Origin of the sequence: Pseudomonas sp. AO-1 (assembly GCF_019775695.1) — a bacterium.
GTDB classification, from domain to species: domain Bacteria; phylum Pseudomonadota; class Gammaproteobacteria; order Pseudomonadales; family Pseudomonadaceae; genus Aquipseudomonas; species Aquipseudomonas parakoreensis.
In genome coordinates, this window is sequence record NZ_CP079947.1 from 3101126 (window position 1) to 3125816 (window position 24691).

Annotated in this window: 17 protein-coding genes; 1 reads left to right on the forward strand and 16 read right to left on the reverse strand. The window is 61.7% G+C overall.

Translation table 11 applies throughout. The annotated features are described in order from the left end of the window. The 11 genes from glgX to KVQ82_RS14250 all read right to left on the reverse strand — a co-directional run bounded on the left by glgX (position 1) and on the right by KVQ82_RS14250 (position 16632). Positions 1 to 2160, reverse strand: coding sequence for a glycogen debranching protein GlgX (gene glgX / locus KVQ82_RS14200; protein WP_041067046.1), 2160 nt, complete (start codon positions 2158 to 2160; stop codon positions 1 to 3). A 243-nt stretch (positions 2161 to 2403) separates the two neighbouring features. Next, positions 2404 to 2724 carry a DUF2934 domain-containing protein gene (locus KVQ82_RS14205; protein WP_145597937.1) on the reverse strand — a complete coding sequence of 107 codons (321 nt, stop codon included), beginning with the start codon at positions 2722 to 2724 and terminating at the stop codon, positions 2404 to 2406. A gap of 27 nt (positions 2725 to 2751) precedes the next feature. Further along, on the reverse strand, positions 2752 to 5520 hold the full coding sequence (locus KVQ82_RS14210; RefSeq protein ID WP_222019217.1) for a malto-oligosyltrehalose synthase: 2769 nt from the start codon (positions 5518 to 5520) through the stop codon (positions 2752 to 2754). Then, complete coding sequence (gene malQ, locus KVQ82_RS14215; protein WP_222019218.1) at positions 5517 to 7595, reverse strand: 4-alpha-glucanotransferase; 2079 nt, start codon at positions 7593 to 7595, stop codon at positions 5517 to 5519. The genes KVQ82_RS14210 and malQ overlap by 4 nt, the downstream gene beginning before the upstream one ends. Next, positions 7592 to 9394 carry a malto-oligosyltrehalose trehalohydrolase gene (gene treZ / locus KVQ82_RS14220; protein ID WP_222019219.1) on the reverse strand — a complete coding sequence of 601 codons (1803 nt, stop codon included), beginning with the start codon at positions 9392 to 9394 and terminating at the stop codon, positions 7592 to 7594. The genes malQ and treZ overlap by 4 nt, the downstream gene beginning before the upstream one ends. Before the next feature lie 18 nt (positions 9395 to 9412). Next, entirely contained in the window at positions 9413 to 10999 is a 1587-nt protein-coding gene (glgA, locus tag KVQ82_RS14225) for a glycogen synthase GlgA (protein ID WP_041067060.1), read from the reverse strand. Positions 11000 to 11492: 493 nt separating this feature from the next. Next, on the reverse strand, positions 11493 to 12446 hold the full coding sequence (locus KVQ82_RS14230; protein WP_222019220.1) for a D-2-hydroxyacid dehydrogenase family protein: 954 nt from the start codon (positions 12444 to 12446) through the stop codon (positions 11493 to 11495). 13 nt (positions 12447 to 12459) lie between these two features. Next, the gene (locus KVQ82_RS14235) at positions 12460 to 13509 is read right to left on the reverse strand and encodes an alpha/beta fold hydrolase (RefSeq protein ID WP_095666662.1); all 1050 of its coding nucleotides are present in this window, start codon (positions 13507 to 13509) and stop codon (positions 12460 to 12462) included. Between the two features lie 86 nt (positions 13510 to 13595). Then, entirely contained in the window at positions 13596 to 14030 is a 435-nt protein-coding gene (locus KVQ82_RS14240; RefSeq protein WP_222019221.1) for a YqaA family protein, read from the reverse strand. Next, the gene (locus tag KVQ82_RS14245; RefSeq protein WP_222019222.1) at positions 14030 to 14476 is read right to left on the reverse strand and encodes a DUF411 domain-containing protein; all 447 of its coding nucleotides are present in this window, start codon (positions 14474 to 14476) and stop codon (positions 14030 to 14032) included. Before KVQ82_RS14245 ends, KVQ82_RS14240 begins: the two co-directional genes overlap by 1 nt. A gap of 164 nt (positions 14477 to 14640) precedes the next feature. Next, the gene (locus KVQ82_RS14250) at positions 14641 to 16632 is read right to left on the reverse strand and encodes a methyl-accepting chemotaxis protein (protein ID WP_041067073.1); all 1992 of its coding nucleotides are present in this window, start codon (positions 16630 to 16632) and stop codon (positions 14641 to 14643) included. Positions 16633 to 17012: 380 nt separating this feature from the next. Between KVQ82_RS14250 and KVQ82_RS14255 the strand changes: the two genes are divergently transcribed. Beyond that, positions 17013 to 17540, forward strand: a complete 528-nt coding sequence (locus KVQ82_RS14255) for a hypothetical protein (RefSeq protein ID WP_041067079.1) — start codon at positions 17013 to 17015, stop codon at positions 17538 to 17540. 46 nt (positions 17541 to 17586) lie between these two features. On the opposite strand, the gene KVQ82_RS14260 is transcribed toward KVQ82_RS14255, so the two are convergent. The 5 genes from KVQ82_RS14260 to KVQ82_RS14280 are packed head-to-tail and all read right to left on the reverse strand — an operon-like array spanning position 17587 to position 24648. Next, on the reverse strand, positions 17587 to 18510 hold the full coding sequence (locus KVQ82_RS14260; RefSeq protein ID WP_222019223.1) for a GNAT family N-acetyltransferase: 924 nt from the start codon (positions 18508 to 18510) through the stop codon (positions 17587 to 17589). Continuing rightward, positions 18510 to 19799, reverse strand: coding sequence for a phenylacetate--CoA ligase family protein (locus KVQ82_RS14265; RefSeq protein WP_222019224.1), 1290 nt, complete (start codon positions 19797 to 19799; stop codon positions 18510 to 18512). The genes KVQ82_RS14260 and KVQ82_RS14265 overlap by 1 nt, the downstream gene beginning before the upstream one ends. A gap of 49 nt (positions 19800 to 19848) precedes the next feature. Beyond that, entirely contained in the window at positions 19849 to 22251 is a 2403-nt protein-coding gene (locus KVQ82_RS14270; protein WP_222019225.1) for an acyl-CoA reductase, read from the reverse strand. Between the two features lies 1 nt (position 22252). After that, entirely contained in the window at positions 22253 to 23383 is a 1131-nt protein-coding gene (locus KVQ82_RS14275; RefSeq protein ID WP_222019226.1) for an acyl-protein synthase, read from the reverse strand. Next, the gene (locus KVQ82_RS14280; protein WP_222019227.1) at positions 23383 to 24648 is read right to left on the reverse strand and encodes an MFS transporter; all 1266 of its coding nucleotides are present in this window, start codon (positions 24646 to 24648) and stop codon (positions 23383 to 23385) included. The genes KVQ82_RS14275 and KVQ82_RS14280 overlap by 1 nt, the downstream gene beginning before the upstream one ends. Positions 24649 to 24691 lie beyond the last annotated feature (43 nt).

The window sequence follows — 24691 nt, forward strand, 5'->3', positions numbered from 1 at the left end:
TCAGTCTTCTTCTTCGCGTTGCAGTTCGAACAGCAGCAGCGAACGGCCGGTGACCGAGTATTCATGGCCGAACTCGAAGCGCTCCTGACCGCGAATGGCCGGTTGGTTGGTATCGATCATGCAGGTCCAGAAACTGCCTTCCGGCACTTCCGGCAGGCTGAAATTGACGATGTCGTGATGGGCGTTGACCACCAGCAGCAGCGTCGCGTCGGCACCCTTGCGGCGGATCCCGGTCTCCTGCGCACGGCCATCGAGCAGCATGCCCAGGCAACGGTTATGCGCGTCATGCCAATGTTCGGTGGTCATCTCGGTGCCATCCGGCGCCAGCCAGGTGACGTCCTTGACGCCAATGTCCTCGTTGTACTCGCCGACCAGGAAACGCCCACGGCGCAGAATCGGATAAGCCATGCGCAACTTGATCAGGCGTTTGACGAACTTGAGCAGCGCCTTGCCGTCTTCGCTGAGGTCCCAGTTGACCCAGCCGATCTCGCTGTCCTGGCAATAGGCGTTGTTGTTGCCGTCCTGCGTGCGAGCGAATTCGTCGCCGGCGACGATCATCGGCGTGCCTTGCGACAGCAGCAGCGTGGCGAAGAAGTTGCGCATCTGCCGATGGCGCAGCGCGTTGATCTCCGGATCGTCGGTCGGGCCTTCGACGCCGTGGTTCCATGACAGGTTGTTGTTGCTGCCGTCCTGGTTGTTCTCGTCGTTGGCCTCGTTGTGCTTGTCGTTGTAAGACACCAGATCGTTGAGGGTGAAACCGTCGTGGGCGGTGATGAAATTCACCGACGAATACGGCCGTCGCCCACGCTGGTTGAACATCTCGCCGGACGCGGTCATGCGGCTGGCGAAGTCGGCAACCTGGCCGTCGTCGCCTTTCCAGAACGCGCGCACGGTGTCGCGGAACTTGTCGTTCCACTCGACCCAGCCCGGCGGGAAGTTGCCAACCTGATAGCCACCGGGGCCGCAGTCCCATGGCTCGGCGATCATTTTCACCTGGCGCAGTACCGGGTCCTGACGGCAGGCGACGAGGAAGCTGTGGCGTTCGTCGAAACCGTCGTGATAACGCCCGAGAATCGTTGCCAGGTCGAAGCGGAAACCGTCGACATGCATTTCGCTGGCCCAGTAACGCAGCGAGTCGGTGACCATCTGCAGCACGCACGGGTGGCTCAGGTCGAGGGTGTTACCGGTGCCGGAATCGTTGATGTAGTAGCGCTTGTCGTCCGGCATCAACCGGTAATACGAGGCGTTGTCGATGCCGCGCATCGACAGGGTCGGGCCTTGTTCGTTGCCCTCGGCGGTGTGGTTGTAGACCACGTCGAGGATCACTTCCAGGTTGGCTTCGTGCAGGTGCGCGACCATCTCCTTGAACTCGGCGATCTTGCCGCTGGCCAGATAGCGCGGGTCGGGGGCGAAGAAGGCGATGCTGTTGTAACCCCAGTAGTTGGTCATGCCCTTGTGCAGCAGGTGCTGGTCATTGACGAAGGCGTGAATCGGCAGCAGTTCCACCGACGACACGCCGAGTTTGCGGATGTGTTCGAGCACATCATCGACCATCAACCCGGCGAAGGTGCCGCGCACGTTCTCCGGCACCGACGGATGACGCATGCTGATGCCGCGCACGTGGGTTTCATAAATGATGGTTTTGTCCCACGGCACGCTGACGCGATGGTCGTTACCCCAGGTGTGCGCCGGGTCGATGACTTTGCATTTGGGCACGAACGGCGCGCTGTCACGTTCATCGAAGCTGAGGTCGGCGTCGGGATGGCCGATGGTGTAGCCGAACAGCGCCTCGGACCATTTCAACTCGCCGACCAGTTGCTTGGCATAGGGGTCGATCAGCAGTTTGTTGTGGTTGAAGCGGTGGCCGTTGGCCGGGTCATACGGGCCATAGACGCGGTAGCCGTAGATCAGCCCCGGGTGGGCGTCGGGCAGATAACCGTGATAGATCTCGTCGGTGTATTCCGGCAGTTCGATACGTTCGAGTTCGACTTCGCCGGCGTCGTCGAAGATGCACAGCTCAACCTTGGTGGCATTGGCGGAAAACAGCGCAAAGTTGACCCCCAGACCATCCCAGGTCGCACCGAGCGGGAAGGGCAGGCCTTCACGGATTCTCGACGGTTCAGCGTGCGCTGCGGGCTCGGCTTTTTTTGGACTGGTCATGATTGCTCCTGCAAAACGGGTTGGTTCGAATAATCAACTGTGGGAAAAGAATCTGTGGTGAGGGGATTTATCCCCGATGGGTCGCGCAGCGGCCCTGCGACTGCTTCGCAGCCGATCGGGGATCAATCCCCTCACCACAGACATCTCTCCCTGACAGGGGTTATCAGGTTTTTTGAGGACGAGTTGTCCCTGCGTGACGGGCGAACCCGCCACACGGTCATTCAGTTCAACAATCCGGGTGTGTCAGTTGGCCGGGGGCTTGCGTGGGGCGCGGGGCTTTTTCTCGGCGGCTTTTTCACCCGGCGGGACGACTTTGGCGGCGCCTGCCGGTTTGGCCTTGGCGGCCGCTGGCGCCTTGGGCTTGGCCGCCGCAGCCTTGCTGTCGGTGCCTTTGCCGGCGGTCTTGCTGCCCGCCGCTTTCGGCGCTTTCTTCGGCGCCAAAGCCTCGGCTTCAGCCAGTTTGCGCGCCATCTCCCAGTGGCGTGCTTCATGACCTTCAGGTTTGCCCTCTGATTCCCAGATCTGATAGGCGAACTCGCGGATGCGTTTATCGTCGGTACTCATCGCAATGCTCCTGAACTGAACTCGTCGTTACGTAAAGAGTTGGATAAACAGATTGACCGGGATATCCCCCAGCGCGGCGCTGACGTTCAGCTCCCTGTTTTTTGTGACTGCGCTGCTGTGAAAAAGTCCCTTCAGGTTTGTGTCAGAGGCGGCGAACGGTAAAACCACCCGTGTATCGCCCCAGCGCAGCGCATCAACTTGAGGGACGGCACCGTTTTCCAGCAGCGTCGCGCAGCGCACCGGGACGATCACGATGGCGTACATCCCCTCGTGCTCACGGGCAAACGCGAGCACGTTGTGCGCCTGCTCGCCCAGTACCTCCAAGGCCTGGTACGCGCCGCGCCGGAACAGCTCGGCGTGTTCGACGCGCAGGTTCAGCACCTCGGCGATCAACGCTTGCTTGATACGCCCGTCACGCCAGTTCGTCAGCAGAGTCTCGACTTCAATGCGTTGATGCAGGGCCTGCTCGCGAGCGGCGTAGTCCACCGGCCGGCGGTTGTCCGGATCGACCAGGCTGAAATCCCAGAACTCGTTGCCCTGATACAGATCCGGCACCCCCGGCACCGTCATGCGCAGCAAGGTTTGCGCCAGACTGTTGAGGGCGCCAGCGGCAGCGATACTGTTCACGGTCTTGCTCAGCGCGGCGCGCAGCAACTCGCCTGCTTCACCGGTGAGCAGGCGTTGAGTGAACGTCTGCGCAGCGTTTTCATAGGCTTCATTCGGCGCACTCCAACTGCTCTGCAGCTTGGCTTCGCGCAGGGCTTTCTGCTGCCATTGCCAGATCCGCTCGGCGTAATCGGCCAAACCGGCCTGATCGTCATCGCGCAAGTGCAGCGGCCAACTGCCGAGCAGGGCTTGATAGAGGATCAGTTCATCAGCGGACGAGGGCTGTTGATCATCGTCACGCAGCGGTCGGGCGAGGGCGCGCCACAACTCGACCTGTTCGGCGTACCAGTGGCTGCGCTCGCTGAGCACCGCCAGCCGCGCGCGGGTGTCCTCGCCGCGTTTGTGGTCATGGGTGGCGGTGGCCAGCAAGTTGTCGGGAAACGCCTCCATGCGCTGTTGATTGATCGCGTGGAAGTCACTCAGCGGTGCGCTGAACTGTTCGGTGTTGTAGCCGACGTCATTGCGCGACAGCAGGACCGCCGAGCGGTACAGCGCGGTGTCTTCGACGGCTTTGGCTGCCGCTGGGGAGGTCAGTTGCTGGAAGCGTACGCAGGCGTGCTTGAGAATCTTGCGTGAGCGTCCGCGCGGTGTGTGCCGCCACGGCGTGCCACCGAGCCATGCGGCCACGCAGTCGAGCACCGGCCAGTCGCCTTCGCTCAGGGTCTGCCGGGCGCCGTCCATGGCTTGCTGGAAGAAGTGCTCATCCTGGGCCGAGCGACCGAGTGCGCTGATGTAAGTGCGATACACCGGGAAATGCACGATCAGCGCCTGCAACACACGGCGAATCGCGCCGAGGGTCAGGTCGCGGGTCATCAAGTCGTCCCGGGCAACCTGCAGCAGCGCCTGAGCGACGCTTTCGAAGTCGCTGGCCAGCGAGCCATTGAGAATCTGCTGGCGCGCCAGTTGCGCTTCTTCGATGAACGCCGCCGGACGCTCGGTACGTCGCTGCCACAGATCGCCGAGGACGTGTTCGCCATCGGGATCGTGTTGCAGCAACGAGAGCTGATTCATGAACTCGTAACCGGTGCTGCCATCCACTGCCCAGTCGGTGCGCAGCGTTTCGCCTTCACCGAGAATCTTCTCGACGTAGATCGGCAAGTGCCGTCCCGGCGCGAGCAAGTCAAGGCGCCGCCGCAACTTGCGGCAATAGCCACGCGGGTCGGCGAGGCCGTCGATGTGGTCGATGCGCAAACCGTCGACCAGCCCTTCGGCGATCAACTGGAAAATCTTGCCGTGAGTCGCTTCAAACACCGCCGGGCGCTCGACACGCAGGCCGCCGAGTTCGTTGATGTCGAAAAAACGCCGCCAGTTGATGTCATCCGCTGCGGTGCGCCAACTGGCCAGACGGTAGCTCTGGCGTTCGAGCAACTGGTGCAGCTTGTCGAAACCTTCGGCAGTGGTGGAGTCGTAATGCGCGAGACTTTCCTCGATCGCGGCAAAGATCTGCGGATCGCTTGCCAGGTCCTTCAATTCAGCTTTGAGCGGCATCGCCAGCGCATGCGCATCGGTCTGGTAGCTCAACGCACTGAAACGATCAGCCAGTGACTTCAGCGGCTCAATGGTTTTGAGCAGTTCACCGTAGTCATTCGGGCAGATCGGGAAGTGGTGTTCGTAATGCTCGACGTGAAAGCGCCCTTGCTGTACGTCGAAGTGCAGTTTCAGTGTGCCTTCCTGCAACGCGACGCCGTAATCGCTGCCGAGAAACGGCAGCAGCAACTGGCCTTCCATCAACGGGTCCGGTGAGTGCCACTGGATGTCAAAGAACTCGCCGTAGGGGCTCAGGCGGCCCCATTCCAGCAGGTCGAGCCACCACGGATTGTCCCCGCCGCCGACGGCCATGTGGTTGGAGACGATGTCGAGGATCAGCCCCATGTTGTGTTCGCGCAGGGCGCTGACCAGACGCCGCAGCGCCGGTTCGCCGCCGAGTTCCGGATTGACCTGGGTCGGGTCGACCACGTCGTAGCCGTGCATGGAGCCGGCGCGGGCCGCGAGCAGCGGTGAGGCGTAGAGGTGGCTGATGCCAAGGCGGGCAAAGTACGGCACCAGCGGCACCGCTTGCTCCAACGTGAAACCCTTGTGAAATTGCAGGCGCAGGGTGGCGCGCAGGGGCTGGATGAGGGTCTGGTTCATTGGTCACGCTCGGCAGCTTGCAGGCGGGCGCAGGCCAGCAGTTCGAGGCGGCGCGCGGCATCGGCGCCATCGAGCAAGGCTTCGCTGTTGCCGGGCAGGCGCCGCGACCAGTTCGGGTGGCTGTCGATGGTTCCCGGCAGGTTGGCTTGTTCGTCGATGCCCAGTGCATCCTCCAGCGGCAGCAACACCAGCGGTGCGCGGGTATGACCGAGGAAACGCACGCTGGCATCGACCACTTGATCGGCTTCGTGGGACTCTTCGCGAAAGTTCTGCGGGTCCTGACTCAGCGCCCCGCGCAGGCCTTCGCGTTCGCGCTGGCGATGACGGCGCCAGTCGATTTCACCGTTGGCATCGACAAAGCCCAGGCGCGCATTCCAGTCGATGTCACGGCCGTGCCACCAGCCGTTGAGCGTTGGCAGATCGTGGGTGCTGGTGGTCGCCAGCGCGTTGTCCGGCCAGTCGAGGATCGGCTTGAAACGGGTGTTGTCCTGCTCAAACAACAGCACGCGCATGCCGAGAATCGAACGTGCGCTGAGCTTTTCTCGCAGCCCCTCGGGCACCGTGCCCAAGTCTTCGCCGAGGACGATGGCCTGATGCCGATGGGATTCGAGGGTCAGCAGGCGCAGCAGGTCGTCGAACGGGTAATACAGATAAGCGCCATCGGCCGGAACGGCGCCATTGGGGATCACCCACAGGCGTTGCAGGCCCATCACATGATCGATGCGCAGTCCGCCGGCATGGGCGAAGTTGGCCCGGAGCATGTCGATGAACGCGCGAAAGCCGTTGCGTATCAGGCCCTCGGGGGAAAACGCGGATATCCCCCAGCCCTGACCGGAGCGGTTGAGAATGTCCGGGGGCGCGCCCACGGTGAGCGAGGCGAGCAATTCGTCCTGAAAGCTCCAGGCCTGACTGCCGGCGCCGTCGGCACCGACCGCGAGGTCGGCGATCAGGCCGATGCCCATGCCGGCGCTACGGGCAGCCGTCTGCGCGCGCTCCAGGCAGCGGTGGATCAGCCATTGGCAGAAGGCGAAGTAACCGATGCGTTCGGCGTATTCCTCGGCAAAGGCTTCAAGGGCGGCACCGCGCGGGTCGTGCCAGTGTTCCGGCCATTCGCGCCAGTCGAGGCTTTCGCCACGGGCGGCGCGCATTTCCTGAATCGCTTCGAAGCGGCAGTGGTTTTCCAGTGCTTCGCCACCGGCATGACGGAAACTGGCGAAGTCCGGGTGTAACGGATGCTCGCCGGTGACAAAACCATCGTACAAGGCCTGCAGTAATGCCTGTTTGGCGTTGGCGGCGGTCGGCCAGTCGATCAGTTTCGAATCTTCCAGTTGACGAAATTGTTCCGCCAGCCCACTGGCGTCGATCGCATCGCGCAAGGCCCGTTCGCCAAGGATGGCGCCCGGTGCGGCATACAGGGGGTTGAGAAACAGACGGCTGGAGGGCGAATAAGGGCTGTAGCGCCCGGTGTCGGCGCTGAACATCGCGTGCAACGGACTGATCGCCAGCGCATCGGCGCCGCGTTCGCCGGCCACACGAGCCAGTTCCTCCAGTGCCTGGGTGTCGCCAAAGCCGCAGTCGCCGGGGCGACGCAGGCTGTACAGCTGCGCGCTCAGGCCCCAGACGCGAGGGATCGGGTTGTCTACCGCATCGCCCACGCTGAAGCAACGCTCGGGGGCCACGGCCAGAGTGAAATACTGATCGGCGATATGCACCTGCTGATAACCGACCGGGATCAAGCCGGGCAGTTTCGCTTCGGCGTCGAGTTTGAGGTTGAGGCGGGAGCCGTCTTCGAGGTGGATTTCGCAAGGCGTCTCGGGCTCGAAATAGCGTGCCAGATCAACGCCGACCCCGACATCGGCGGTCAACAGCGGCGGCAAGTGGCGATCTTGCTGTACTTGTTGCAGTTGCAGCAGGCTGGCATCGATTTCCTGCGCGGTGTTGGCCGGATGACCCAGCCCGGTAAGGACATTGCGCAGTACCGCCGGGGCGACTTTCTGCGGGCGGCCGTTGGCGTCGATCCAGTCGACGGCGAGGCCGGCGCGGCTTGCGAGTATTTCCAGTTGCGCATCGCTCATAGGCGCTCTCCATCCAGAGGTTGCAAGGGGGTTGCGGCCGTGAGGCTGACAAGCGCGCAATACGCGGGCAGTTGGCCCGGTTCCGACAGGGCAACGGCGGGCGGTTGCTGAAACAGCCACACAGCGTCGCTCTGTGCTGGGTTGACCACTGGCGTGTCGCTGAGGTTCAGGTCAATTCGCAGCTCACTGCCATCGCCCAGGCGCCAGCGCGCACTGACCGCGCCACGACCGAGCATGTGCGCCCCGAGCGCCTGAGTGCCGGACAGGTTGGGAATGATGTATTGATGGCGCAATTGCAGCAGGCGTCGGTACAGCGCGAGGGTTTCCTGCTGTTTTGCGCTGCCACTGCCGATCAAGCGTGGCTGTGAGGCGTGGAAGGTCTGTTCGGCATTCGGATCGGGAATTTTTTCGCGCTGGTGCGGATCGGTGAAGGCGCTGAACGCGGCGAACTCATTGCGCCGACCTTCGCGCACCAGATCCGCCAGTTCACCGTGGTGGCTGGTGAAGAACAGGAACGGTTGTTCGGCGGCGAACTCATCGCCCATGAACATCAGCGGAATCATCGGTGACAGCAGTAACAGCACGGTGGCGGCCTGCACGGCGCGTGGGTCGGCCAATTGATGCAGACGTTCGCCGAAGGCCCGGTTGCCGATCTGGTCGTGGTTCTGCAGGAACAGGATGAAAGCGGTGGAGGGCAGGTGTTCGCTGGGCTCGCCGCGCGGTTCGCCGTGGCGGGTGATGTGGCCTTGAAACACGAATCCCTGGCTCAGGCAGCGGGCCAGTTGCTCAGTGGGTTGCAGCGCATAGTCCGCGTAATAGGCATCGGTTTCGCCGGTCAGCAGCACATGCAGGGCGTTGTGCCCGTCGTCGTTCCACTGGGCGTCGTAATCCTCTTCGAGCAGGCTTGACTGGTTGAGCTCGTTTTCCACGGTCAGCCAGACGTGGCGCGTCGGATCGATCTGTTGACGGATGCGTTGTGCCAGCTCCGGCAGGAAATCCGGGCTTTCGATCGCATGCACTGCGTCCAGGCGCAGACCGTCGAAACGGTATTCGAGCACCCACATCAGCGCGTTTTCGATAAAGAAGTCCCGCACTTCACGGCGGCGGAAGTCGATCGCCGCCCCCCAGGGTGTGTGCTTGTCTTCGCGAAAAAAACCTTTGGCGTAGCGACCCAGGTAATTGCCGTCAGGGCCGAAGTGGTTGTAGACCACGTCGAGAATCACCGCCAGACCATGGCCGTGGGCACTGTCGATCAGGTGTTTGAGTTGCTCCGGGGTGCCATAGGAGGCTTGCGGTGCGAAAGGCAGGACGCCGTCGTAACCCCAGTTGCGGGTACCGGGAAATTGCGCGACAGGCATCAGTTCGATGGCGGTAATCCCCAGCTCGACCAGACGTGCCAGATGCTGCTCGACTTCCGCAAAACCGCCGAGTGCGCCGACGTGCAGCTCATAGATCACCGCTTCGCTCCACGGCCGGCCGTGCCAGGTGGTGTGCCGCCAAACATAGGCCAGCGGATCGACCACCACGCTGTGACGGTCAAGGTCACCGTCCTGAGCGCGGGAGGCCGGGTCGGGCACCTCCAGTTCACCGTCGATGTTGAAGCGGTAGCGGGTGCCCGCCGGGCACCGGGCCTTGATCACGAACCAGCCATCGCCCTGCGGCAACATCGGCAGGGACTGGCCGTCTTCAAGTTCGACACTGACGTAAAACGCATCCGGTGCCCACAGCGCAAACTGAGTGTGTTCGGCGTCCTGCATGATCGCGCCGTGGGGCCAGTTTTCTTGGGTCCGTAACGGCATCGTGAAAAGCTCCCTGAGTTATTTGTGGCCGGCTTTACCCAGCGCCTTGGCGACCAGTCGTTCGTAGAGTTCGGCGTAGGGTTCGACCGCTTTGCACCAGTTGAACGGCGCGGCCATGGCCCGGCAGCGCATCGCGTTGAGCAATTCGGGGAAGGCGAAGACCTTGAACGCACGGCTCAGGGCTTCGCGGTAGCTGTCGGCGGTGGATTCGTCGAAAAGGAAACCGGTGACGCCATTCTCGATGGTGTCGGCCAGCCCGCCGGTATTGCGCGCCACCGGCAACGAGCCGAAACGCTGGGCGTACATCTGACTGAGGCCGCAAGGCTCGTAGCGCGACGGCATCAGCAGGAAATCGCTGCCGGCGAACATGCGGCGGGCGTCGGTTTCATTGAAGCCGATGCGCACGCCGATCTGCCCGGGGAAGCGCAGCGCCAGCTCTCGCATGGCCTGTTCTTCTTCCGGCTCGCCACGGCCGATGATTGCGATCTGGCCGCCGTTCTGCACGATGTATTCGGAGACGGCTTGCGTCAGGTCCAGACCTTTTTGATAGACCAGTCGCGAAACCACGGCAAACAGCGGGCCGCTGGAGTCGCTCAGGCCAAACAGTTCACGCACATGGGCGGCGTTGATCGCTTTGCCTTCCCAGTCGCCGATGGCGAACGGCGCGAACAGGTGCGGATCCGTCGCCGCGTCCCAGCTTTCGTCGATGCCGTTGGGAATGCCGCTGAGCAAGCCTTGCTGGGTCTTGGCGGCGAGAAAACCGTCGAGACCGCAGCCGAAATCCGGGGTGGTGATTTCCTGCGCATAGGTCGCGCTGACCGTGGTGATGTGGCTCGAATAGGCCATGCCGGCCTTGAGGAACGACATCTTGCCGTAGAACTCCATGCCTTCCTGTTGCAGGGCATGGGTCGGGATGCCGAGTTCCGGGCACGAGCCGAGGCTGGTCACACCTTGATAGGCCAGGTTGTGAATGGTGAACAGGGTCGGCGTGCGCTGCCCGCGCCAGTGCATATAGGCAGGGGCCAGACCGGCCGGCCAGTCGTGGGCGTGCACCAGATCCGGGCACCAGTGAATCTGTGCAAGGTTGGCGGCGATATCGGCAGCGGCCAGACCCAGGCGGGCGAAACGGATATGGTTGTCGGGCCAGTCGCGGCCATTGTTGGCGCCGTAGGGCGAGCCTTCACGTTCATACAGTTCAGGGCAGATCAGGACGTAGATCACCAGTCCGTCCGGCATGTCCATGCGCCCGATCTTGCACGGGGGCAGTGCGGCATGGCCGCCGAGTTCGCCGATGATATGGATCGGGTTCTCGCTGTGCATCACCTGCGGGTAGCCGGGGATCAACACCCGCACATCGTGCAAGTGCGCCATGGCGCGGGGCAGGGCGGCGGAGACGTCACCCAGACCGCCGGTCTTCACCAGGTCGGCGATTTCCGAGGTGACGAACAGCACTTTCTTCTTGTTCGGATTCTGGCTGGCGACTGGCGTCAGCGTTTTGGTGCCCGGGACGCTGATCGACCGGCTGCCGGGAAGACTCATGGTGCTCGATTCACCAACCGCCTGCTGAGCACGCTCTCCCTGAATATCCAATGCCGCACTGATCATATGAATCTCCCGTGTCGTTGATCTGATTCTTGTATCGAACAAGCTGTGGCCAAATCCTGTGGCCGGGCGCAAACGCGCCACGCATCGGTGAGCAAACGCTACCCAACACGCGCAAGCAGAATGGGTGAAAGGGCCGTTGCAAGGATTGCACCAGTCGCGTTGACCCTGCCTTTCAGATGACCCGCCGCCATCGGCAAAAGTTTCGACAATTTTTCGGGTTTGTGACTGGCCGGTTTTAACCCGCGAAAATCAGTCTAGGCCAGATCCTAGAGCGGGCGAGAGCAAACGGTTAAATTGTTCGACAATCGGTTTGCAGGCAGCGAAAACCGTGGTGTTCAAGCGGGAACGCACCGACGAAGGGCAGGTTTTTTTGATGGAGAGGGCTAAAACGGTGACTGACCGGTCACGATTTTGTGCTAGCGGAAAGGCGAAGCGCACTGTTGTGGTGCGGTCAGTTTGTTGATCTGCTGAACACGGCAGCTCCTACACGGGGTCAGTTGAGGATTCGAATTGGGTTGCCGGCCGCCCACCCCTGAATATCCTCGATCATTTGCGAAAAGAACTGTTGGTAGTTCTGTCGGCTGACATACCCCACATGCGGTGTGGCCAGCACATTGTCCAGCGTGCGAAACGGATGCAGTTCAGGCAATGGTTCCTGATCGAACACATCCAGCGCCGCTGCGGCGATCTTGCGTTTCTGCAATGCCTTGATCAGCGCCGCTTCATCGACGATCGGCCCGCGGGCGGTGTTGACCAGCAGCGCGCCGGGTTTCATCCAGTCCAGCGCCTGTGCGTCGACCAGCCCACGGCTGCGCTCGCTCAATACCAGATGCACCGACAGCACATCGGCCTGCTCGAACAGTTGCTGTTTGCTGACCCGGGTCACGCCGACGGCTTCAGCGCGTTCGGCGGTGAGATTCTCACTCCAGGCAATTACGCGCATGCCAAACACCTGACCGAATTGCGCGACCTTTTGACCGAGGCTGCCCAGACCAAGAATGCCCAGGGTTTTACCGTGTAAATCACCGCCCAGCCCTTGCTGCCAGCCGCCGGCGCGCAGGGCATTGGCTTCGTTCAGCAGATTGCGCGTGGCGGCCATGATCAGCGCCCAGGTCAGCTCCGGCGCCGCGTGCTTATAGCTGTCGGTGCCGCAGACCTTGATCCCGAGGTCGGCAGCCGCCTGCATGTCCAGCGCCGCGTTGCGCATGCCGCCGGTGACCAGCAGCTTGAGGTTGGGCAGGCGCTGCAGCAGGTCCTGGTCGAAACGCGTGCGCTCGCGCATTACGCAGATCACCTGGTACTGGCCAAGACGTTCGGCCAGTGTGGCGTTGTCCGCCGGGTAGTCGTGCACAAACGTCACTTCGCCGATGCTGTCGAGCACCGACCAGTCGACCACGTCCCGCGCCACGTCCTGCCAGTCATCGATCACTGCAATCTGCACCGCCATCAGCCTTACCTCATCAACGAACGGGATTGGGGTTGTTCAGCCAGCCTAGCAAGGCCTGGTGAAATTTCGCCGGCTCTTCCATCTGCGGCGCGTGGCCCATGCCGGGGAATTCCACCAGCGTCGACTGTGGAATCAGCTTGGCGACCTGCTTGCCGAGCACCTCATAGTGGCCGATTTTCGCCTTGACCTCGGGGGACGCGAGATCCTTGCCGATGGCCGTGGTGTCGGACGTGCCGATCAGCAACAGGGTCGGCATTTTCAAGTCCTTGAACTCGTAGTACACCGGCTGGGTGAAGATCATGTCGTAGATCAGCGCCGAGTTCCATGCCACCTGGGTCTTGCCTGGCCCATTGCTCAGGCCGGCGAGCATGTCGACCCAGCGGTCGAATTCGGGTTTCCAGCGGCCGTCGTAATAGGTGTTGCGTTCGTAGTCGCGAATGCCTTGGGCGGTGACCTTGAGTTCGCGCTGGTACCACTGATCGACGGTGCGATAAGGCACGCCAAGGGCTTTCCAGTCCTCCAGACCGATCGGGTTGACCAGCGCCAGTTGTTCGACCTGTTCCGGAAACAATAGCGCGTAGCGGGTGGCGAGCATGCCGCCGGTGGAATGGCCAAGCAGGGTGGCTTTCTGGATGCCGAGGGCTTTGAGCAGTTGTTGGGTATTGGTCGCCAGTTGCTGGAAGCTGTACTGATAGTGATCGGGCTTGCTCGAGGTGCAGAAGCCGATTTGATCCGGCGCAACAACCCGGTAACCGGCTTCGCTCAAGGCTTTGATCGAGCTGTCCCAGGTGGCGGCGCAGAAATTCTTGCCGTGCATCAGCACCACGGTGCGGCCGTTGGCCTTGCCATGGGCGGCGACGTCCATGTAACCCATCTGCAGGGATTTACCCTGAGACTGAAAGGCAAAGTGCTTGAGTGTGTAGGGATACTGAAAACCCTGCAGCTCCGGACCATAGGTCGGGCCGTCGGCGGGGGCTGCTTCAGATGCGGCGGCATGGGCAAACAGCGGCAGCGCAGCGCTGAGGAACAGGCCGGGCAGCCAGCGGGAGAGCGTGACGGACATAGGGACAAACTCCATGAAAATCGGCCGATGCTGGAACGCCCGGATTAGGGCGACGTTAACCACAGGCAACGCCGCGAGCGGAATGTTCAACCGAGCCAGCCCAGGGTCAGCATCGCCACCACCGCGTAGCGCGCGCCCTTGGCCAGGGTGACGATCAATAGAAAGCGCCCGAGTGGCTCGCGCATGACGCCGGCGATCAGGGTCAGCGGATCACCGATCACCGGCAGCCAACTGAGTAACAGTGACCAGTGACCGTAACGCTCGTAATGTTTGCGCGCGGTGGCCATGTGTTTCGCGCTGACCGGAAACCAGCGTCGATCCTGAAACCGTTCGAGGCCACGCCCCAGCCACCAGTTGACCAGCGAACCGAGGACATTGCCCAGCGTCGCCACACCCAACAGACCCCAGAGCCAGTAATGATCGCTGGCGATCAGGCCGACCAGCAACGCTTCCGATTGCAGCGGCAGCAGCGTCGCAGCGCCGAACGCCGCCGCGAACAGCCCGAGGTAACCGGCAGCCATCAATGCGCCGGGTAGTCCGCCACCACCACATCCGTGCCGTCTTTCTTCAGGCCGATCACTTGATAGGCATCGCTCATGCCGTCCATTTCCATGCCCGGCGACCCCATCGGCATGCCCGGTGCGGCGATACCCAACAGATCGTCACGCTTGCTCAGGGCCAGTATTTGTTCAGCCGGCACGTGGCCTTCGACGAACTTGCCGTTGATCAGCGCGGTATGGCACGAGCCCAGGCGCGGTGGTACGCCGTGTTGCTGCTTGAAGCGGCTCATGTCGCTTTCGACGTGGTCTTCGACTTTGAAGCCGTTGGCTTCGAGGTGGCTGATCCATTTTTTGCAGCAGCCGCAATTGGCATCGCGATGCACTTCGATCGGAATCAGGTCGGCCGCCTGGGCCAGGGAGGAGAGAAGCAGGGCGCTGAGGGCGGTCAGTCGCAGGGAGGTTCGCATAATGGATTCTCGGCTCGGATGACGATCAAAAAGGAAAGCATTTTGACCGGATTATCCTGCCCGGCATCAACGGAGTGTTTCAAGTTGATACAAGACAGGCTGGCAGGATGATCATTGATCAAGCCTGACAGCCTGCTGAGTGAAAGATTACAAATCTGTCAGGCTCAACGAACCTTGAACCGCCCCATGATCGCGCTCACCCGGTTATTGGCTTCCAGCAACTGGTGGGTGTTGCGTTCGCTGGCCTGGCCGCTGTGCACCAGTTCTTCGACCATGTGCCGGATCTGCACCATGCTGCGGTTGATCTCTTCGGTGACTGCGCTCTGCTGTTCGGCAGCGGTGGCGATCTGCGTGCTGAGGCTGTTGATGTGACTGACCGAGCCGGCCATTTCATCCAGACCCGAGTTGACCCGCGCCGTGGCGTCGGCGGCGGACTGGCAACTGGCCTGAGTGTTTTCCATGGCGCTGACCGAGGAGCTCACGCCTTGGGTCAGGCGAGTCAGCATTTCGTTGATCTCCGAGGTGCTGGCCTGAGTGCGGGCGGCGAGGGCGCGGACTTCGTCGGCCACCACGGCAAAGCCGCGACCCTGTTCACCGGCCCGGGCGGCTTCGATGGCGGCGTTGAGCGCCAGCAAGTTGGTCTGGCCGGCGATGGCGCCGATCACCCCGAGGATCTCGGTGATGCGCTGGGCGTCCTGCTGCATGTTCTCGACTTTTTTGGTGGCACTGGCCACTTCATCGATCAAGGCCACCACGCTGTTGGTGGCTTCACCGACGACCACCCGCGAACGGTCGGCGTTTTCGTTGGCGCGTTGGGTGAACGCTGCGGTTTCTGCGGCGTTCTGCGCGACGCTTTCGGCCGTCGAGCTCATCTCGGTGATGGCGGTAACGGTCTGATCGGTTTCCGATGCATGGCGCAGCAGAATCTGGCTGGTGTTGGCCGACGTGCGTTGCAGATCGTCGAGGCTTGAGGCCATGGCGCCGGTGGCCTGCGTCACTTCACCGATCATGTTCTGCAAGTAGGCAATAAAGGTGTTGACCGAGTGGCCGATGGCGCCCAGTTCATCTTCGGCGCGGATGGTGATGCGCCGGGTCAGATCGGCATCGCCGCTGGACAACGAATCGATATTGGCCTTGAGCGCCTTCATTCGCGACACCAGTTGGCGGATCGCATACACCTGCAACAGCACAAGCAGAATCACCAGCGGAATCTGCAGCAGGCTCAGGCTGCTGAGCACGTCGTCACGCTGGGCAGTGAGCATTTTCGTTGGCAGGGCGGTGGCGAGGAACCACGGCGTGCCTTCGATCGGGCGCATGAAGAACGTGCTGGCCTCGCCATTGTTGTCGAACTCGACGCGTTGCGCCTGATCACGGTTTTGCAGACCCGCCTTGACCTGACTGGCGAAAGTCGAACCGGCGGCCAGCTCGCTGATGTTCTTCAGTACGATCGGGCCGCTGATGCGCGAGCTGTTGCTGATGATCTTGCCGTCGGCCTCGACGATCAGCATTTCGGCGTTGAGGTCTTTTTCCTTGCGCGCCACCAGATCGTTGAAGAAGCCCAGCGTCACGTCGATGGTTGACACGCCCCAGGCCGCGCCGTTTTTCTGGATCGCCATGGCGCAGTTGGTGCGCGGCTCGGCGCTCGCATCGTCTTTATAGGCGGCCGCCCAGGCGCACTGGCCGCGCGGGGTCTGCATGCCACCCTTGTACCAACTCTGGTCGTAGTAGTTCGGCGCCGCGTCGCTGTTCCAGAAGGTGTTCACCGCCAGTTTGCCCGAGGCATCGCGGTGCCAGAACGTGCTGAACTTGTTACGTCCGGCTTCGCGCTGACCCGGCAACGGCCAAATCCCGCCACCAAACACTTTCAGTTCGCCGTACTGATCCACCAGCCCCGGCAACACTGTGTCGATGGCCGCGCTGTCGAGCAGCGGAATGGTCTGAGTGATGCTGCGCTGCTGCGACTGAACCTTATTGAGTTCGCCCTGAATCTGCTCGGCGACTTCGGCGATGCGATTGAGCACCACCTGTTCTTCGGTATGCCGCAGCTTGGGTGCGACCAATTGGCTGATACCGACCACGGTCAACACCGACAGCAGCAGGATGAAAAGAACCAGAAATAACGTGTAGCGAGCCTGAATGGTGCGGAATGCGGGCATGGAGACCGGTCCTTGAGCTGCGATTCTTATTGTGGGGTCGAGGGAGAAACGGCGGGGTTACACCAGCGTATCGTCGGCGAAGGGGGAAGCTTTAGGTACTTTCGTGCAAGAAAGTTTCGGGCTGACATAAGGGGCGTATCGACCCTGATACAAATGAATTGACCGCCTGTTTAACCGATACGGAAAAAGCATCGCCAGCCATCGTCAAACTGCCATGAAGCCCCGTGATAGTGAGCTTGCGGTGATTTGTATCGAGAATGTACAGAAATTGTAAGCGACTGCACTAAAAGGGTTGGTGCCACTAGTTGGCCGGTAGATACTTCGCGTCATTCAAAGTGTCACCAAGGACATTTCATGGTTATTTCACAGGGAGTCTTCTCATGACGATCGGCATTGTCGGTGGTTGGGAAAGCAAGGCAGGGGTGCTGGTTCGCAATACGGGCGCGAAAAAGCAGGTGAATCAAAGCGTCAAGGTGCAGCAGATGCTGACCATGGTCGGCAACGATCCGAACGCGCTGAACACCGCAGAAATGGACAAGCAGGGCCTGCGCAAGAACATCAAGGGCTTCGACCCGTCGAACACTTCCGTCAAACAACTGGGCAATCTGAGCGTTTTCCTGCGCAGCCGCGGGCTGATCTCCGAGATCACCTCGTTCACTTTGCTCAATGCCGGCGACAAGTTCGACCGGTTCGGCGTGACCAAAGACGTCGATGCCAAATTCAACGCACTGGAATATTTCGCGACCCAGCTCGACGCGATCCAGAGCAATGGCCTCAATGGCAACGCTTACGGCAAGAACCTGATCCCCGAATTCAAAAAGGCGATCTACGTGCTGCAGAACCTGAAAACCTACGGTGAAGGCAACGCGCCGAAACCGGTGGATCAAGGCGTCAAAGCCAAGGCCTGAATCTTGAGAACGGCCCGCCCATTTTTTTGTGGGCGGGCCGTTTTTTTTAGCCTCGGTACATTTCCCCGGCGTGGCGGGCCTGATCCTGCAAGCGTTGCATGTGCGGGCAGTGCAATGTCAGCGTTGACGGCTGGTAGCCGCGATGAAACAGCGCCAGCCAGCCTTCGCTACGCTCATCGGGGACGATCCCGGTGAAAGCGAAACCTACATCGGCAAGTTGGCCCATTGCGGCGGGAAAACCCTGGGCGAGCCTGAGCCTTAGCGAAACCAGCCATTGCACCGGCAGTCGCTCAAGTTGCCTGAGCAGGTTGTCATCGAGTTCCTTGAGCACGATGTCATAGCGCCCCGAGGCGTGTTCGACATGGACCTTCGGGCCTCTCCAGGGCGCGGCTTTGTCGGTGGTACCAAACGCCCCCTCCAGATGCGACATCAATTCGCCGCAATCCGTTGGCCAGACCAGCGCGGGCAGTGGGCGTCGAAAACCCTCGATGTCGTAGTGGCCGACAACGATCGTCTCTCGGCCCTGTCCATCGAAGGGCGAAGAGGCGTAATCCGGCAACAGACCGCAGCTGTGAAAACCGAGACTGGCGGCCATACGCTGAGTGTACGGATGGTGCGTGACCTGCTTGATGGTGACGCCCCGGCAATCTAGGGCCTGGGCATGAATCAGCAATTGCCGGCCCAACCGTGTGGCGATGTTCTGCCCGCGGGCATCCGGATGTACCACCGTCAGTGCCAGTTCTGCCAGTGAGGATCTGCCAGACCAGCGAAACAGGGTGGCATGCCCGCGAATCTGCCCGTTCACCTCCGCCACCAGCGAGTGCCAGCGTCCGTCACTGTGATTCTGATTGATCATGCACGGCAGATACACATGCGGTTGAGGATAACGAGTGCTGTAAATGGCTTCGAACAGGCCATTGACTGCCGGTGCGTCGGTGATGCGATAACGCCGCAGGATGGTCTTGGCCATCAAGCTTGCTGCTCGCACGGAGTCTGATAGTCGCGCCGGTCCACAACCCGCTGATGCTTGCCGGAACGTGGGTGACACGTCAGTTCATCGCTGGCGCAGGCGATCACATGCAGATCGAGCAATTGCTCGCCGTGCAGCTTCTCGATCAACGGATATTGCTCGATCAGCGTGCTGCGCAGGTTTGCGCTGGCCTGGGCGATATCAGTCATGTGCCTGTCGGGTACCCATCTGAGACTCAGCAGGTCTTTTTTTCCCTGCTGCTCGATGATCAATTGCCAGTCGGCGCTTTTCCCGAGGCTTTGCACCAGGTCGCCAGTGTCACGCATGTCCAGACTCAAAACGCCCACCCGCACTCGCTGGCTGCTCATACTGCGTCCCATCAGCGCGAATTTGCGCATGGGCGTGCCGGGCGGTTCACGCCAGCACGCCAGATCGCCGACGGGATAGCGGATGACGGGCATCAGGCGACGGGTCAGATTGGTCATGACCAGTTTGCCGTTACGGTCGCATTCTTCGATGACTGCGCCGCTCACCTCATCGATGATCTCCAGCACGCTGTGGTGCTCCAGCATCCGGTGTTCGCCCAGAGCGCAATCGCGAGTGCTGACGCCGATGAGTCCGGCATCGACGCTGGCGTAACCGATGGAGGCAATACGCGCGTTCGGAAGCACCCGACGCAGCACTTGCAGCTGTGCGCCGAACAGGCTCTCGCCACCGTAGAGCAGGGTTTCGACGCCCTCCAGAACCTGCGACCGGCGCTCGAGCCAGGCGGCAAATTTCAACAGTTGCGCCGGCACGCCAGCCAGCACGTTGATCCGGTTCGCCACGATCGACTTGGCCAGTACGGCGCTATCAACGGCCCCGGTGAACGGAAACTCGCTGACGGGCGTCTCGACATGTGCCAGGGCATCGTGGACAAAGATGAAGCTGGCATACAGGTCACCGACGAAAAACAGATTGGCGACTCGGTCGCCGGGGTTCAGTTGTGCCGTGAGGTGGACGCCGAAATCGCGCGTCAGGGTTTGCCATTCGCCGCGGGTGAACAGCGACAGTTTGCCTGAACCGGTGGTCCCCCCGGTCTGGAAGACCAGCGCATCCGTGGTCGGGCCGGTCAACGGCGACCACTTCTGCAGGGGCTGGCTGCCGTGCCAGTACTGCCCGGGATCGACCAGGGGCAAGTCGTTCAAGCTGCTGACGGGATCTCCAACGTCCTTGAAGTGTTCGCGGTAATAAGGCGAATGTTGGCGGGCAAAATCGAGCAAGGCATTCAAATCTGTGGTGGTGTTCATGGTGGTTTCATATGCAAAGGAGCGGTGGGGCGCCAGCAGGCGCCCGTCTTCAGCGGCGTGAATCAATCACTGAGGGTGTCTTGCCGCTGTGTCTGTTGCGGACAAATTGCGCAACGGCGCATTGCTCGACGTCCACGGTGAGCAGTCCGGTCTGCACCAGCGTGTTCAGCGTCTGATAGCCCTGCAACTGAAGATGGGCCTGAGCCGGCTCCAGAGGACTGCGTAGTCGCATGCGTTCCCGGCCGTCAGGGCCGTGGTCGAGGATCAGTTGAAACGGTGCTTGCAGGTGCTGCTCCAGCGTTGTCAGCGAGATGAAGTCAGTGCCGATGCGCAGCAATTTGCCGTGCCGTTGCAGCAGCTCGAAGCGCGGTGAGGTCAGACCGCAGGGACATGGGCCGGATAGCCAGCGTCCGCTGTCACCGATGTCATAGCGCTGCACGGACTGGCCCTGACGCGCCCGGGAGGTCACCAGCAGACGCCCCGACTCACCGTGATCGACCGGCGCGTCCTGATCGAAACGGACGATTTCCAGGTGCTGGATGTCGCTCATCAGGTGGAACACACCGTCTGCCGTGGCCTGGCAGGCATGGCCGAGCGGACCGGCATCGACACTGCCGTAAATCGCCGACCGGATCAGCCTGACTCCGCAGTTTTGCAACAACTCGCGGGTGGGCGCGCTTACGTGCTCGCCACCGAGAAAAACCTTGTCGATGGCGCCATAGCGCTGCAGCGTCTGCTGTTCATTGAGAAACAACCGGTGCACGGTGCTGGGCATGCCGATCAGCACCGTGATCCGTTGTTGCACGATCAGTTGCGCGATCTCCCGGTAATCGTCATCCGCTGGAGCGCCCATCGGCCAGTGTCGGGCCTCCAGTTGTTCCAGCGCCTTGGCAAAACTTGAAAACCCACCGTACAGCCCGCCGCTGAAGAACAGGTTCATGACGTTGTCTTGCGCCGGATCGAGGCCGGCCGCGATCAGGCCGTCGGCGGTGGCACGCATCTGAAGCTGGAAATCGTGGTAACTGAAAGCGGAAAGTGTGGGCGTACCGCTGCTGCCGCCGGACCGAAAGTACAGTTGTGCCTTGGCATTCGGTGGCTGACTTGCAAATGTCGCCTTGTCCATGATCGAAACCCCTGATAGCCCTGGCGCAGGAGGCTGGCGGTCAAGCGTGGCACGACCCGCCAGCGCGTCCGGCGGCAGGCTGACCGAGACGCGACGGCTCAGGCGCTGCAGGGCGTAAACACCGTCATGGGGTTCGCCGTCGTAGCCGTCGTGGATGGCTTCAATCGGGGCGATGCGGGTCACACCGGCGGCGATCAGCGTCTGCGTCAGTTCGGCGATTTGCACCTCAGGACACAGCAAGGCACAGCTCTGCAGTACGTTGCGCCACGGCAACAACGTAGCGCCGAGCAGTTCGCGGGGCAGAGGCTTGAGCAGCAGGCTGCGAAACAGCGCGGAAGGTTCGAGCTGACGGTCATGGCTCCAGATCACCCGCCAGTGCGGCGTACTCCAGACCCGGCCGGTTTGCCCGGCAAAACTCTGCGCCAGCCGCGCCATCGCCGCACTGGTGGTGATTTGTGAGGCTTCTTCGAGCGTCGGGGTGAGCGCCGGCCAGTGCCCGGTGCGACGCTCGAACGCGGCAGCCAGTTGCGCCCCGATATCGTTCAATACGCTCGCATCGTCGCTGTCGACCAGCAACCATTGCGGGCTGGAGCAGGCTTGCTGATCGAGGCGGCAGACTTCATCGGCAATGGCATCGAGGACGGCGGGTGATGCCGCATCCGGGGTCAGGTAGGCGAAGCTGATGCGGTGACCCCAGTCGATCCAGCGACAGCCTGGCGGGATCTGCAGTCGGATGGCTTGCAGCGCGGTTTCGCCGCCCCAGGCGGAGACGCCGTCGGCGTGTCTGCACAGCTGACCGATTTGTCCGGTCGTTGTCGGCAACACCGCGACGTATCCATCGAGTTGCCCGCTCGGGTCACATTCCAGCAACTTCTGGAGCAGGCGCGCAGTGAGTCCGCCGTCGCTGCTGCTGGGCCGCAGCCAGTTGACGTTGCCGCTCAACAGACCTTCCAGGACTGCACAGAACGCCAACAGCGGCGCGTTGGCTGGCGTGATGTGAACCACCAGTCCCAGAGGGCTCCAGCGCTCGAAACGCGACTGCCGATAGTCGATGCGGCGCAGGGAATCGGGTCGCAGGCCCAGCTCATGATCAAGCTTGACCTGCAGCGTCGCAGGCTGGCAAAAGTCGATCAGGGCCTGGCGCTGGCTGGTGTCGAGTGACAGCTCCAGAGGTTGATGCTGCAGGCGTTCGGCGAACGCCTGCGCAGCGGTCAGTAAAGTGGAGGTCTCAAGGGGTGTCTGCAGCCGATTTGGCAGTTGCGGGTAAAGTTGTTGCAGCGCACTGTCGAGATCGCAGTCGCAGCGCAGTTTTCCGTTGATCAAGTACATATCAGTGTTTCCCCAGGAATTCGGAAGCGGCCATGGCGCAGCTCCTCGCGGCCGTCGTGCCGGCGCGGCCATGCAACTGGAACCAGTCGCTCGCCAGACCACAACCGCAACTTGCAGCGGGATACAGCGTGGCGAGGTCGCTCATGACCACCGCGTGGGCGGGACTTGACGAGATGTAAGGCGAGACCAGACTGAGCAGACCGCACTGCCCATAGGGCAGGACCGAAAAGTCCACGGGGCTGCGTACGTACACTTTCGAATAGACCGGCACATGAAAATGGTGGTGGGCACACTCGATGTAAGGCACCGCGTGCTCGACGGCGCCGTAGCCATCGCGACAGTCTTTGGCATCCATGCCCAATTGCTGCTGGATCCGTGCGTACAACTGTTGCTTGGGGACTTCTTCGGCGGCACGGGTTTTCCAGCCGCCTCCAAAGAACGCCAGCGACCCGGCCGGCAGTTGCAGATCCGTCGCGCCGGTGGCGCGCATGCGTTGCAGGGTTTCCCATAGAAAAGCCGGGAAACCGAAGATGCGCACCGGCAAACCTTCTTCAGCAAACGCTTGCAGGGCCGTGATCACGCCGAACAGATCGAACCGATGACCGTCACCGTCGGCCCGTAGCGCATACACCACCCGATTGACGGGGGCAAAGCCACACAGAAACTGATCGGTGAACGATGTGCCCAAGGTGATTCGCGCTTGGGGTTCGTAGCTCAGCAACAGGTAATTGCAGGGCGTATGCGGTGTAATCCAGCCGTACTGCGCAAATATCCGCTCGACCATGTACTGCGCCGCACCCAGGCTGCGCGCGTCATAACGCATGCGGCTTTTTTGCCCGCTGGTGCCGGAGGACGTCAGTTCCAGCGCGTCCGCGCCAGTGGGGCTGAGCAGCAAATGCTGTTTGAAGAAGTTGGCGAAAATCGGTGGCAGGTGCGACCAGTCCTCCAGGGTCTCGAGGTCTTTGGCTGCAATGCCATTGGCGTTTAGCCAATGCTCATAACCTGGGGTCTGTTCGATGTGAAAACGGGTGATTTCGAGCATGGCCCGATCAAACAGGCCGGGCGCCAACGAGTCCGCACAGTAGGCGGCCGTGGATGCACAGAGTGCGTCACTGTGAGGGAAAAGGTGCATTAGCGGGCCTCCTCAGGTGTAGCCGGTGCAAGGTTGGGTGGCTTCGACAGGTGCACAAAACGCTGGATCAGCGGCAGGCACAGCAAGCCAGCGAGTGCCGCGCACAGGGCGAAACCCTCGAGACTGTCGGCACCGCCAACAGCGGCTATCAGCGAACCGCCCGTACCCATTACGACAATCGAGAGCATGCCGATGGTCGCGGAAACAAGGCCCTTGCTGTCATCGCTGGCGAAGAGTGCCAACCGGTACAGCGCCGCATTGCTCATGCCCAGGCCAATGGCATACAGCGACAGGCTGGCAATCAGGAGCGGCAGCGCAGCGCTGGACAGGGCTGTGCCGATCAATGCGATCAGGCCCAGGCACAGTGGCCATAGCGCAATGCGAATGACCCGGGGCAACGAGTGGCTGGCGAGCAAACGATCAAGGATCAGATTGCCGACAATCACGGCGCCGAAGATCGGGACTTGCCACAGCCCGTATTCGCGCGAGGACAGGCCCAGCAACTGCATCAGCAGCAGCGGCGACAGCCCGATCCAGGCAATCAGGGGCAGGCTCATCAAGCCCAGTGCGAGGCTGGCGTACAGGAAGTGGCGGTTGCCGAGCAGCGTCAGATAGCGCTGCCCAATCTGCCGTGAATTGAACTCAACGGGTGCCTGTTGTTGGCCGTCGTTGCGCATGACGCCGATGGTCTCGGGCATGCAGACATACAGCCCCAGCCAGGCAACAGCCGCCGCCAGGCCCAGGCCGAGAAACAGCGTCCGCCAGCTCAGCCATTCGAGCAGCAGGCTGCCAAGCAATGGCCCGAGCAGCGGCGACAGCAATGCCACATTGCCCAACAACGCCATCAGGCGCACGGCATCCGCTTCACGGAAAACTTCCTGCAGGGCCGGATAACTGACGGCCACGACGAAGCCCAGGCCCATCCCCTGCATCAGCCGCAGCAGGTTGAACGCCTCAATGCTGCTGGAGCCAAAGGTCGCGGCACAGGCCACGCCGAACAACAGGCACCCGCTCAACAGCAGCCGCCGCCGGCCAAAACGGTCGGAGAGTGGCCCCATCAGCCATTGCAGGCAGACACCACCGATCAGGTACAGATTGAATGCGTAGGGAACATGCTGCGCGTCTGCTTCGAATTCCAGGGTAACGGCCAGCATTGCCGGCATGATCAGATCGCTGGCCATGTAGGTCAGCAGTTCAAACAGGGAGACGGCCAGACAGAAGCCGAGGGCCTGTCCGGGGCTGATATCGATAAGTGTTCGTTGCATGCGCGGGTGTGCTCGTGGTTGGGCATCAGGAGCGCAGAGGGTA